The 12,166-nt window shown below is 36.1% G+C and carries 16 protein-coding genes; 9 read left to right on the top strand and 7 right to left on the bottom strand.

Features of this window, described 5'->3' with window-relative positions; genetic code table 11:
* From apt to folD, 6 genes are all read right to left on the bottom strand, one after another.
* On the bottom strand, window positions 1–549 hold the full coding sequence (apt, locus tag CDOMC_RS06785; RefSeq protein ID WP_172128899.1) for an adenine phosphoribosyltransferase: 549 nt from the start codon (window positions 547–549) through the stop codon (window positions 1–3).
* 16 nt (window positions 550–565) lie between these two features.
* Entirely contained in the window at window positions 566–898 is a 333-nt protein-coding gene (locus CDOMC_RS06780; protein ID WP_172128898.1) for a hypothetical protein, read from the bottom strand.
* A complete protein-coding gene (gene rpiB / locus CDOMC_RS06775; protein ID WP_172128897.1) occupies window positions 895–1,347 on the bottom strand; it encodes a ribose 5-phosphate isomerase B in 453 nt (150 codons plus the stop codon). The genes CDOMC_RS06780 and rpiB overlap by 4 nt, the downstream gene beginning before the upstream one ends.
* Window positions 1,348–1,448: 101 nt before the next feature.
* Window positions 1,449–2,093, bottom strand: a complete 645-nt coding sequence (locus tag CDOMC_RS06770; RefSeq protein WP_172128896.1) for a site-2 protease family protein — start codon at window positions 2,091–2,093, stop codon at window positions 1,449–1,451.
* 6 nt (window positions 2,094–2,099) lie between these two features.
* Window positions 2,100–2,966: a signal peptidase I gene (gene lepB / locus CDOMC_RS06765; RefSeq protein ID WP_172128895.1), complete on the bottom strand. Its 867-nt coding sequence runs from the start codon at window positions 2,964–2,966 to the stop codon at window positions 2,100–2,102.
* A gap of 3 nt (window positions 2,967–2,969) precedes the next feature.
* On the bottom strand, window positions 2,970–3,818 hold the full coding sequence (gene folD, locus CDOMC_RS06760; RefSeq protein WP_172128894.1) for a bifunctional methylenetetrahydrofolate dehydrogenase/methenyltetrahydrofolate cyclohydrolase FolD: 849 nt from the start codon (window positions 3,816–3,818) through the stop codon (window positions 2,970–2,972).
* A gap of 83 nt (window positions 3,819–3,901) precedes the next feature.
* On the opposite strand from folD, the gene CDOMC_RS06755 reads away from it, so the two are divergent.
* Genes CDOMC_RS06755 through CDOMC_RS06715 form a run of 9 tightly spaced genes read left to right on the top strand, consistent with a single transcriptional unit; the run spans window position 3,902 to window position 10,965 of the window.
* Entirely contained in the window at window positions 3,902–4,267 is a 366-nt protein-coding gene (locus CDOMC_RS06755) for a c-type cytochrome (RefSeq protein WP_172128893.1), read from the top strand.
* A complete protein-coding gene (gene hemL / locus CDOMC_RS06750; protein ID WP_172128892.1) occupies window positions 4,257–5,543 on the top strand; it encodes a glutamate-1-semialdehyde 2,1-aminomutase in 1,287 nt (428 codons plus the stop codon). The genes CDOMC_RS06755 and hemL overlap by 11 nt, the downstream gene beginning before the upstream one ends.
* Window positions 5,536–5,823 carry an AtpZ/AtpI family protein gene (locus tag CDOMC_RS06745; protein ID WP_172128891.1) on the top strand — a complete coding sequence of 96 codons (288 nt, stop codon included), beginning with the start codon at window positions 5,536–5,538 and terminating at the stop codon, window positions 5,821–5,823. Before hemL ends, CDOMC_RS06745 begins: the two co-directional genes overlap by 8 nt.
* The gene (locus CDOMC_RS06740; RefSeq protein ID WP_172128890.1) at window positions 5,823–6,383 is read left to right on the top strand and encodes a hypothetical protein; all 561 of its coding nucleotides are present in this window, start codon (window positions 5,823–5,825) and stop codon (window positions 6,381–6,383) included. Before CDOMC_RS06745 ends, CDOMC_RS06740 begins: the two co-directional genes overlap by 1 nt.
* A gap of 16 nt (window positions 6,384–6,399) precedes the next feature.
* Complete coding sequence (locus CDOMC_RS06735) at window positions 6,400–7,587, top strand: MFS transporter (RefSeq protein WP_172129670.1); 1,188 nt, start codon at window positions 6,400–6,402, stop codon at window positions 7,585–7,587.
* Window positions 7,588–7,603: 16 nt separating this feature from the next.
* The gene (locus CDOMC_RS06730) at window positions 7,604–9,265 is read left to right on the top strand and encodes a flagellar hook-length control protein FliK (RefSeq protein WP_172128889.1); all 1,662 of its coding nucleotides are present in this window, start codon (window positions 7,604–7,606) and stop codon (window positions 9,263–9,265) included.
* 22 nt (window positions 9,266–9,287) lie between these two features.
* Window positions 9,288–9,554 (top strand): FlhB-like flagellar biosynthesis protein, encoded by a 267-nt coding sequence (locus tag CDOMC_RS06725; protein WP_172128888.1) that lies wholly within the window; start codon window positions 9,288–9,290, stop codon window positions 9,552–9,554.
* A 12-nt stretch (window positions 9,555–9,566) separates the two neighbouring features.
* A complete protein-coding gene (locus tag CDOMC_RS06720) occupies window positions 9,567–10,133 on the top strand; it encodes a CheB methylesterase domain-containing protein (RefSeq protein WP_172128887.1) in 567 nt (188 codons plus the stop codon).
* Entirely contained in the window at window positions 10,123–10,965 is an 843-nt protein-coding gene (locus tag CDOMC_RS06715; protein ID WP_172128886.1) for a CheR family methyltransferase, read from the top strand. Before CDOMC_RS06720 ends, CDOMC_RS06715 begins: the two co-directional genes overlap by 11 nt.
* Here CDOMC_RS06715 and CDOMC_RS06710 read toward each other — a convergent pair.
* Window positions 10,962–12,164 carry an MFS transporter gene (locus CDOMC_RS06710; protein WP_172128885.1) on the bottom strand — a complete coding sequence of 401 codons (1,203 nt, stop codon included), beginning with the start codon at window positions 12,162–12,164 and terminating at the stop codon, window positions 10,962–10,964. The two genes, CDOMC_RS06715 and CDOMC_RS06710, sit on opposite strands and share 4 nt — an antisense overlap.
* Between the last annotated feature and the right edge of the window lie 2 nt (window positions 12,165–12,166).

Genomic DNA, 12,166 nt, shown 5'->3' with positions numbered 1-12,166 from the left:
TCAGATCTCCAAAATACTATAAATTTTTGTAAGAGGTCTTAAAGCCTCACTTCCTTTTAGCTCCTTTAAATCTATAAGAAAACAGGCTTCAACGCATATCGCATTGGCTTGAGTTATAAGCTCTACAGAGGCTTTTGCTGTTCCGCCCGTAGCTATAAGATCGTCTATTAGTATAACCTTGGCACCCTCTTTATGCTTAAAGGCGTCTATATGCATCTGAACCTCGTCTACTCCGTATTCAAGGGAGTATTTTTGAGAAATAGTGATATATGGTAGTTTTTTTGGCTTTCTAATTGGCACAAAGGGTATTCTAAGTCTAGCGGCAAGTGCTGCTGCAAATATAAATCCGCGTGATTCTATACCTGCAATAAAGTCAATGTCAAAATCCTTATATCTCTCAACTAGATGATCCATTAAAAAGTTAAAAGCTTCAGCATTGTTTAAAAGCGTTGTTATATCGCGAAAAACAATTCCAGGCTTTGGAAAATCTTTAATACATCGTATTGAATCTAATAAAAATTCTTTATCTTTTTGACTTAACTCTTTCATGATTTTTCCTTGAAATTTATAATAATGCTTCGATTTTGCCCTCTAGCTCACGAATTCTCTTTCTTAGCTTATCGTTTTCTAGGCGGTATTGAGAGTTTCTTGTACGAAGGGCGTTTGCGTCATTCTTTACCTTACCGAGCTCTTCGGTTAGGATGTCGATATTACCTAAGCTCCTTTGCAACTGAACTTGAAGCTTTCTGATAACAACTTCGGTATCTTGGAGATTATCTTTCATAAAATCTTTTGTAGATCTTTCTTTTTTAAGTAGAGTTTTGAAGTAAAATACCATCACAACCAAATATATGCAAATGCAGATTAAAAATGTAAGTATGAGCCAATCAGCTATCATAGTTGTGCCCTGCAGCAGCCTAGTTTATCAACTCTTCTTAGATGCCTTCCTCCTGCAAATTCGGTTGAGAAGAATTTTTTTATCATCTCTTTTGCATCCTCTGGCTTTGTGGTTCTTGCACCAAAAGCGATTATATTTGCATCGTTATGTTCTCTTGCCATGGAGGCTGTGTATATATCGTGACATAGCGCACACCTAATGTGTTTGTGTCTATTAGCGGCGATTGATATTCCAATACCCGTTCCGCAAATTAAGATTCCATATTCGTTTTGGTTTTTTAAATTTTCAGCCATTAAATTTGCAAAATCGGGATAATCTACGCTTGCTTCGGAGCTGTTTGTACCAAGGTCTATAGCTGTTAAATTTAAAGTTTGTAGAAATTTTTTAATCTCATCTTTTAGTTCAAATCCTGCGTGATCGCTTGCTATAAAAATTTTCTCGATATTCATTAAGTAGTCCATAAGTTTATTAAATTCAACAATTATATCAAAACTACTATTAAAGAAAAATTTTCTAAATTTTGCAACTAAAATTTGCGCTTTTTATTTAATTAAAGCGCAAATTTGACCATTTCAAGCATATATCTTATAGGATAAAAAACATAGTCTTTAAGCGGTGAGGCTATGATGAGAATAAGTATTATCATTCCGTAACGTTGAAGACTAGAAAATAAACTCGCGATTTTATGAAGATTTATGGATCTTAGTGTGTATTCTACAGCTTGAGAGCCATCAAGCGGAGGAATGGGATATAGATTAAATAGTCCTAGTATTAAATTTACGAGCATGAGCATAATTAAAAATTTTTGTAAATCTGCTTGAAAAATCCCGGTTTTTATCATAAAAAACGATATGGTTACAAGAATAAAGTTATATATAATTCCTGCAAGAGATACCAATATCATTGCCTTATATCCACCGTTTCTAATAACAGTATATCCGTTTATCGGGACAGGCTTAGCCCATCCTATTACAAATCCTGCGGTAAGATATAGCAGTCCTGGAACTATGATGGTTCCGAAAGGATCAATGTGTTTAATAGGATTTATGCTAAGGCGACCGAGATTTTTGGCTGTATTGTCTTTAAATTTATAAGCGACCCATCCATGAGCTATCTCGTGTCCTACGATAGCTATGGTAAGTGCTATGACAAGAGTAATTATATCTAGGATATCGATATTTTCAAATCCGCTCAAATTTTATCACTCTATCTTAGTGCCGTCATCATGCCCTTCTTCCATGGCATTTTGAGCATATATAGGATCGTTTTGGATGCTTTCTATTGATTTGCCGATTCTATTCCATCTTATCTTGTACTCGTTATCCCAGCTAAAGTAGACAAACCAAGGCTTTCCTACGATATCTTTGTATGCAACGCTTCCCCAAAAGCGGCTATCGTTCGAGTGATCTCTATTGTCTCCTACCATGAAATACTCATCATCTGGAACCTTGAAGTAAAATGCATTAAACGGCAGGTCTTTTATCTTGTCAAGCTCATTGACTATAACTGGTTGCATGGCAAATTTACCTGCATTTAAGTAGTATAGTGCCTGTTCAAATAAATTTACCTTTTCATCATAGTAAATTCCTGGAAATTTATAAGGCTCTTTTACAAAGAGTTTTCCCGCTATCGTTATTAAGCTCTCTTTTGGATAATTTTCTTTGATAAATTCCTCTCCCTCTTTAGGGTGTAAAAATAGGGCTTTTTCTGTAAATATTACCTCATCTCCTCCGGTTGCAAAATTTCTCTTTACATAGTGAATTTTCTCATCGTGAGGATATCTAAAAACAACTATATCACCTCGCTTTGGTCCATCTCCGTTTATAAGATGTCCGTTTCCTCTAAAATCTGGTAAAACTTTAAGTTCTATCCATGGAATTCTGGGAGTAGGGATTCCGTAGCTAAATTTTTTAACAAAGAGATGATCGCCTATTAGGAGTGAATTTTTCATAGAACCTGACGGAATTACAAAAGCTTGAGCTATAAAAAATATGACAAGCAGGACAATTACAACGGTGCCTGTCCAGCTGTTTGAGAAGTCTAAAAATTTATTAAATGCTTTTTTCAAAATTTACGCCTTTGCTCTATTTTTGGCTGATTTTATCGTATTTGCAAGTAGCATCGCAATTGTCATAGGACCAACTCCTCCAGGAACTGGTGTGATATAAGAGCATTTTGGCGCTACAGAGTCAAAATCAACATCCCCTACAAGTCTTCCGTCTTCAAGTCTGTTTATGCCAACATCTATGACTATCGCGCCATCTTTTACCATATCGGCTGTTAGAAAAAATGGCTTTCCTATCGCAGCTACGATGATATCGGAGTTTAGGCAAATTTCTTTTAAATTTTTAGTCTTGCTATGAGTTACGGTTACTGTAGCATCGGCATTTAGCATTAAATTTGCCATTGGTTTTCCAACAATGTTGCTTCTACCGATTACACAAACATTTTTGCCTTTTACGTCTATTTTATACTCTTTTAAAATTTCCATTATGCCAAGCGGAGTACAAGGCACAAATCCATCAAGTCCGCTTGCTAATTTGCCGACATTTATCGCATGAAATCCATCTACGTCCTTGCTAGCTTTTATAGCCTCTAAAATGCGAGATGTGTTGATGTGTTTTGGAAGTGGGAGTTGAACTAAAATACCGTCCACGCTATCGTCTAAATTTAGCAAGTCAATTAGGGCTAAAAGCTCGTTTTCGCTAGTATTTTCAGGAAGTCTATGCATGATAGATCTAATTTCGCATGCGTGGCAAGCTTTCTCTTTGGAGGCTACGTAAGTTTGACTAGCCTTATCCTCTCCTACCAAAATCACAGCCAGCGCAGGCTCTATTCCAGAATTTTTAAGATTTAAGGCTTCATTTTTAACTCTCTCTTTTGTCTTTGCGCTAACCGCTTTTCCGTCTAGTAAAATCATAAATTTGTCCTTTATGCTGTTTTAATCACAAAGAGTGTATCATAACTAATTTTATATTAAATTTACGAAAAACGAAAGAATTTATGAGAAAATTGGCCCTTTTTTCTTTGCTTTTTGGCTATCTTTTTGCAAGTGATTTTATAACCAAAACAGAATATGCTAAGATGCTTTATTCAAACCCTAGAGGAATAGGATGCGATAAGTGTCACGGTAAAAAGGGCGAGGGAGCTTTAATAGCCAAATTCAGACGCTTTGATAAAAAATTAAATAAAGTAGTAGATGATGAGCTTAGAGCCCCAAGAATAAATGATCTAGACTTTTGGACATTCCAAAAGGCCGTAGTAAGCCCTAAAGGAATGATGCCGACATACTTTTTAACCGATGAAGAGATGGTTTTGCTCTACGAATATGTAATAAATTTTAATAAGGATAAAAAAGATGAGAAATAGTGAAGCTTTTGTTGAGGCTAAAAAATATATTCCTGGAGGCGTAAATTCGCCTGTTCGTGCATTTGGAAGCGTTGGTTCCGAACCATTTATAGTATCAAAAGGTGAAGGTGCTTATCTAATCGATATTGAGGGCAATAGATATCTTGACTTCATTCAAAGCTGGGGTCCGCTCATCTTTGGTCATTGCGATAAAGATATAGAAAATGCCGTTATTGAGACTGCTAAAAAAGGTCTTAGTTTTGGAGCTCCGACCGAGCTTGAGACAAAGCTGGCTAAGTTAATCTGCGATGAGTTTGAAAACGTAGAAAAAATTCGCTTTGTAAGTTCTGGAACGGAAGCTACAATGAGTGCTATAAGAGTAGCTAGAGGATATTCTAAAAAAGATGGACTTATAAAATTTGAGGGCTGTTATCACGGTCACAGTGATGCGCTTTTAGTTAAGGCTGGAAGTGGCGCTACTACTTACGGTAACGCTTCAAGCTCTGGAGTGCCTGAAGATGTCGTAAAAAACACATATTTAGCCAAATATAATGACCTAGCAAGTGTTGAAGCTATATTTAAAAGCGGTGCACAAATAGGTGCTGTAATAATCGAGCCAATAGCCGGAAATATGGGACTCGTGCCTGCTTGCAATGAGTTTTTAAAAGGACTTAGAGCACTTTGTGATGAGTATAAGGCGGTGCTCATTTTTGATGAGGTAATGAGCGGTTTTAGAGCGAGCAAAAAAGGCTCTTTTGAATTTAATCATATTTTAGCCGATATGGTGACTTTCGGTAAGGTTATAGGCGGAGGAATGAGTGCGGCGGCGTTTGGTGGAAGGGCTAAGATAATGGACTGCTTAAGCCCTGACGGAAGCGTTTATCAAGCTGGCACGCTAAGTGGAAATCCGGTAGCTATGGCTGCTGGTATAGCCTCTGTTAGTAAGATATATAATGACTCTACCATATACAAAAAGCTTGAAAATTTAGCCAATATGCTTATGACAGGATTTAAAAAAGCTGCCGATGATAACGGGTTTAAAATGCAAATTTGCGTTCGCGGTTCTATGTTTGGATTCTTTTTTAATGAATCTGAGGTAAAAAACTATGACGATGCGCTAAAGAGCGATACCGCCCTTTATGCTAAATTTCATAAAAAGATGCTTGAAAAAGGAGTTTATTTAGCTCCTAGTCAGTTTGAAACAGGCTTTATATGCACTGTAATGAGCGAAGAAAATATAAAATTCGCTGTAAAAGCCGCAGAGGAATCTTTGTGCGAGATAAAAAACAATGGCTAAACTAAATTTTGGCGAGATCGTAAAAGGTGCAGAGCAGCTAAGCCTTGGCATATCTATGGTAGTTGCAGTTGCCATAGGAACAGGACTTGGATTTTGGGTCATGAAGCAGACAGGCTGGACTTGGACATTGTTTGTTGGTATAGCTTTTGGTATCGCAGCAGCCATTTTAAATGTCAAAAAGGCTTATAACAGAGTTAAAAAGAGTATGGACGAGCTTAAAGACGAGACAAAATTTAAGCCTGCGCCATATGATGAGGATGATGAAGAGGAAGACAAATAGTGTCTGTAGCTAGAAGGCTTTTAGCTATTTACAGTATTTTTGAAATTTTGCTTTTAATAAGCTCTTTTTTTATGGGCAAAAGCTGGTTTTATAGTACTCAAGTAGCATTTTTTGGCTCTCTTTTAATCTTGTTTGCGACATTTAAATCGTATCAAAGACGTGTTCTTTCAAGAGTTGAAAACGAGAAATTTATCTTAGACGATGACTATTATGATGAAGATGATGGTAGCGAATGGGGTGAAAATTTTACTGAATACACAGACGATGGTAAAAAAATCGTTAAAAAAGATGGCAAGACGGAGGATCTTGTTAAACAAGAGCTTGATCCTAAGGAAATTTTAAAAAGAGAAAAAGAAGCTATGAAAAAGATGCCTAAATTTGCAAATTTACATACCGCTCTTGTGCCTTTTAGGCTTATTGCTTATGCTGTTTTGGCTCTTGGATTTTTAGCTTTAAATAGACAGGGGAATTTAAATATCATAGCATTTTTAATAGCTCTTGGAATTATGCCCATAGGAGCTTTAGTTTATGGAGTAATGAGTCGTGCAGACAAGCAGTAAAAGAATGATCAAGGCGATGATCCCGCTATTTTTCGGGATAGCGCTTCTTTTTGTAGGAAATGGACTTGTAGTAAGCTCGGCTGGAATTGAGCTTAAAAAAATGGGGGCTGGCGAGCTTGAAACAGGACTTGTAATATCTGTGTTTTTTGTAGGCGCCATGCTTAGCACTATAATATCGCACAAGATAGTATCAAAAGTAGGGCATATTAGAAGTTTTGCCATATTTTCATCGATATTTGGCGTCTGTGCTATGTTTCATGATTTAAGCCAGAATTTATATTTATGGGCGCTTCTTAGAGGCGGTCTTGGATTTTGTTATTACTCTATTTTGATGATAGCTGAAAGTTGGCTGAATACTAGAGCTAAGGATCAGATAAGATCGCGTGTTTTAGCCTTTTACGAAGTTGTTTTTTACTCTTGTTTTGGACTTGGAATTTTAATCTTAGGATTTAATCTAACCAGCTCTCAAATATTTTTAATCAGCGCAGCTTTTATTCTTTTATCAAGCATTCCGCTTAATTTAAACCGCATCAAAGAGCCGCCAATACCAGAAAAAAGAAGCGTTAGCATACCAAGTATATTTAGCTTAGTGCCACTAGCTCTTATTACAAGCATAGTTGCCGGAGTTTTGGTAAACGGCTTTTTTTCTATGGCCAGCATATATATACTTCTTCAAGGATATGATGCTAAAGAGGTTTCGTTTTTTATGACTATCGCGATGGTGGGTGGATTTATAGGCCATTGTGTCATAGGTTCGCTTTCTGATCGTTTTGGTAGAAGACCTGTGATAATCGGCTGCTCTGTTATATCTTTAGTTGCGGCGATTATATTTATATTGTTTGATGCTGGCATAAAATTACAATACATATTATCGTTTTTCTTAGGGTCCGGAGTTTTTTGCCTATACGCTTTGGCTCTTGCAAGGGCAAACGATATGCTCGAATATAAATCAAAATCCATAGAGATAGGACGGGCTATACTATTTAGCTACTCTCTAGGCTCATTATTTTCTCCTATAATAATGGGTGCTACTATGTATTTTTTTGGTCCTCAAGGTTTTATTTGGGTCTATGTGGTGCTTTTAATATCTTTGATCATTTTTGCACTTACTCAAAAAACTATTCCAATTGAGAGTAGAAAGAGCTTTGAACATAGCCCTGGAACTATAGCCAATGTAACTGTAAGCACGAAACACAAGCGATAAATAGTGATTATATAGTATGGAAATTTTAAGAAATTTAACTTCGGCTAAGATAGGGCTAGACCCAAATCAATTAAAAGGCTCCGAGACCAAAGAGGGTAAAACTCTATTTAAAAATCAGCCTCAAAATTTACCTACTCAAATAGATTCAGAAGTTTCTTCTGGCGATATAGGCGATATCAATAAGCTTGTAAATAGGCTTTTAGACGAGCTTAAGACAAGTTCTAGCAGTGTAAAGATGGCTGAAATCGCAAATCAAGCTAAAGATTTGCAGGTTTCGCCAAATTTAGTAAAAGATCTGAAATCTTTAATAAAATTAGCAGATCAAAATCCTGACCTAAAGCCATTTGTTGATAAATTAAAGAGCTTTTTAAAACCTGTTGCAGAGCTTAAAGCGAGCGCATTAAATGAGCAGATCAAAAATTCCGGAATAATGCTTGAGGCCAATTTAAAAGACGTTATAGTAAATAAAAATATCCTTCCGGCTTCAATAAATAAACTTTTTGAAGATATTAAAAACCTATCTAATTCCAAGCTTTTAAATCAAATTTTAACTCTAGCCAAAGATGATAGCTTAAGCACTAACGAGAGCTTTGAAAGGCTAAGTGCAATTTTAAAAAACGCAAAGATTCAAAACAAAGAAATTTTAAATAACTCATCTATAAAGTCGCTCTTAGAAAACAGTGCCAAGCTTGAAAATATCGTTAAATTTCTAGATAAGCAGGCCAATGCAATGAGCGAAAAAGGACTTGTTTTGAGTGAAAAAGCAGTAAATAATGAGATTAGTAAAATAAATGAATTAATGGCAAATTTAAAGGCTAAAATGCCTGAAATTTCAACAGAAAAACTAAGTCAAAATAGAACTTATAGCTCAAATTTAAAAGAGCTTTCAAGTCTTATAAATGAAGTTGAAAAAGCTATAGAAAATACGGCTAACCAACCAAATACGGTAAATTTATTTGCCGAGCAAATTTTAAATAAAGGCCTTGGCGTAGAAAATTTAAGCTTGCAAGATAGATTAAAAGCTGTTGCAAATAAGCTAAATCAGGCGCTAAATTTAGCTGATAAAATAGGATTTGAAGCAAAGACAAATATGGATGAGATAAATAGACTTTCAAAGCAGCAAAATTTGGCTCAAAAAGATATTAAAAACATTCAGCCGATCACAGAAGAGAGCATAAAAGCACTTCAAAACGATGTTAAAAGCGTGCTTTTAAATATACAGACAAAGAGCGTTTCCGACCCAAATTCTCAAATAAATCAGCTTAGCTCAAAACTGATAGCTCAAATAGAGATGCATCAGCTCGTATCAAGTATGGCAGGGGGCATTGAGACCTATCTTCCTTATGTTTGGGATGATGTTGACGGAGCTAAAATCGCCTTTAAACGCGGTAAAAAGCAAAAGCACTATGCGCAGATAGATTTAAATTTCCAAAAACTAGGCGGTATAAATATAGTGCTGGGACTAAGTGAAAATAGATATATAGATATATCTATAGCGACCCAAAAAGAGGAGTTTAAGCAGCTGATCTTAAGCGGTGCAAAAGAGCTAAAAAAGGTCATAAATGATCAAGGTTTAATACTTTCTAATTTTAGTTTAAAAACAATGCCAAAGCTCTCGTTAAATACGCTTTATAATGATTTTGATAGACTTAATATGGGATTTGACAGGATAATATGAGTTGTGATTTAAGGATTTTGTTTTGGCGAAAGTAAAGACTAAAAAAGCAGTAGCTTTAGGATATAATCGTTCAAAAGATAATGCACCCAAAGTTTTAGCCAGCGGATCTGGCGAAGTGGCCAAAAATATAATAAATTTAGCAAAATATCATGATATTCCTATAAAAGAGGATGCGGATTTAGTAGAATTATTAAGCAAGGTAGATGTCAATCATGAGATTCCTCCTAATCTCTATAAAGCAGTCGCCGAAGTTTTCGGTTTCCTTTATAGAATGACAAATAAAAAATAGATTGGATAAAATTTGAAAAGAAAATTAGTATTAGTAGGAGCTTCTACCGGAGGGCCTGGGCACTTAAAGAAGTTGTTTAAAAATTTAAAAATACACAATACGAGCATTGTTATAGCCCAGCATATGAGCTTGATGTTTATACCAAGTTTTGCAGATCAATTTGCCAAAGAGTGTTGCGCGGATGTTGCAAGGCTGGAAGGCAAAACAGATCTTAAAGATGCTATATATATATGCGAAAAGAACTCCGAAATAACTACATGCAGACCACTTAGCGCAAAAGTATGCGATCCAATGAAAGAGACCACATACAATCCAAATGTGGATATTTTATTTCATTCTGCCGTTGAGGCGTGCAAATTTTGTGATGTGATGGCGATACTGCTTACTGGCATCGGAGATGATGGGGCAAGAGGCTTAAATGAGCTTTATAAAGCAGGTGCAAACTGCATAGCAGAAAGTAAAGAGAGCGCGATAGTCTATGGTATGCCAAAGCGTGCAAAAGAGATAAATCCAAATCTTAAATCTATGCCTATTCTTCAAATAAGAGCTGAGCTTGAAAGGTTTATAAATGTTTTTTGACAAATTTAAAAAAGATAATACTATATCAAGCACAAAAGAGCCAGAGTTGCCTCCCCTGCCTAGCGATAGCTTAGGGCTTGATAAGTTAATAGAAAATATTAAGAGTATTTGTGGTGTGGATCTTGAATCAAAAAAAGATATTGTAAGGCAACGTTTAGCAAATTTTTGCCAAGCTAACAATATTGCTACATTTGAAAATTTAAGCCTAAAGATTAGTGTCAATAGAACCCTCAGACAAGAGATATTAAACCTTATCACAATAAATGAGACATATTTTTTTAGAGAGCTTGCGCAACTTCAAGCAGCGATATATCATGCTAAAAATTTAGGTAGATTGCGTATACTTTGCGCTCCTTGTTCTAGTGGGGAAGAGGTATATTCTCTTGGGATTTTAGCTCATTCAAATTTGCTTAATACATCTCAAATTTCAATTACAGGTATAGATATAAACTCTGAGGCTATAGATAAGTGTTTTGAAGGGTTGTATTCTGAGCGCTCATTGCATCGTTTAAACGATACTCAAAAGAAGCTTTATTTTGACAAAGTGGATGATAAATTTAAGATAAAAAAAGATCTTTTGCCAAGATGTGAATTTGGTGTGGTAAATATCTTTGATGATTCTATTTTTAGGCTTGGCAAATTTGATATTATCTTTTCTAGAAATATGATTATATATTTTAACGAAGAGTATAAGCTAAAGACTGTCGAGAGATTTCATAAAATTTTAAATGACGGTGGAAGGCTTTATATGGGACACGCAGATTTGGTGCCTTATACTAATATTTATAAGAAGCTAACGTCGCCAAATGTAACCTATTACGCAAAGGTTTAGTCAAGGGTATCTTGATATTTTTTATAAACCACACTCCAGTAAATGGCGCCCAGGAAAAACATACATCCCATGATGATGGTAATGCCCCAAAGGCTAAGCCCAAGTCTAAATAGTAGCCCGATGCCTGCTGATGTAAGTGCGCCTATGCCAAGGTATATCATGTCGTTATAGGCTATGATGCGTCCGTAGTATTTATCGTCGCACTTTTGCTGAAGCAGGGTGAAAGTGTAGCTCCAAAGGCTTGAAGTAAAAAACCCTGCAGCCATCGTTCCTAAAAAGCCCAGATAGAAGTTAAACTGTAAAATTCCCCATACGCAAACCCCTATGCCGTGTCCGATGTAGATATAAACCAGGGTTTTTGTATTTATAAATTTGCTAAGAACTATAGGACCGATTAGAAGTGCTATGGATCTGCATGCGTTGATAAATCCTATCACAAGCGAGGCTGAAAGCAGCTCTTTATACTGATAATCGGCTAGAAGTGCCACGAGTGCGTCGTAAGAGGTAACTCCTACAATGCTGTGCAAGATAATAAGATGCATGACAAGAGGATTTTGCTTCATGTAGCTAAGCCCCTCTTTAAGCATGTTTAAAGCACTTTTGCCAGTATTTTTTGCTATATTTTTGATATCTATCTTTAAAAGCATAAATAAAGTAAGTATATATAACGCGCAGTCAAGTAAAAAGGCACTCTTAATGCCAAAAAAATGTATATAAATTCCCGCAAGACCCATGCCTGAGGTGTAAGAGATAGAAAATATCAAGGCGTGAATTTCGTTAGCCAGCTTTAGATCGCTTTTGCTTAAAATTTTAGGAAACATACTCATCTCAACCTGAAAGTACGTCCCGCCGGCTGCCGAGCGCACAAAAATGATGATAAAAAGCAACCAAAGCAAATCAAGTGAGTTTATAAATATGAGGATAAAAACAGTCACAGCTTCAACGATGATAAGCGCTACGAGCATAGGTTTTGGGTTAAATTTATCAACGATAACGCCGCTAAACGGAGCTAGCACGACTCCTGGCAAAAAAGCCATAGCGGCTGCTAAAGTGATCGCCCAAACAGGTGCGTCAAGCTCTATAAGAAGTGTAAAAACTCCGGTGTGTGAGAACCAAACACCAAAGTAGCATATTAGCTGTATAAGAGATAGACGCGCGAAAACATGCTCTCTCTTTAAGAGCGATATAAATTTCTGCAAGC

Origin of the sequence: Campylobacter sp. RM16192 (genome assembly GCF_004803855.2) — a bacterium.
Classification (GTDB): Bacteria; Campylobacterota; Campylobacteria; order Campylobacterales; family Campylobacteraceae; genus Campylobacter_A.
The sequence above is the reverse complement of the archived record's forward strand: the minus strand, read 5'-3'. Positions and strand labels throughout refer to the sequence as shown.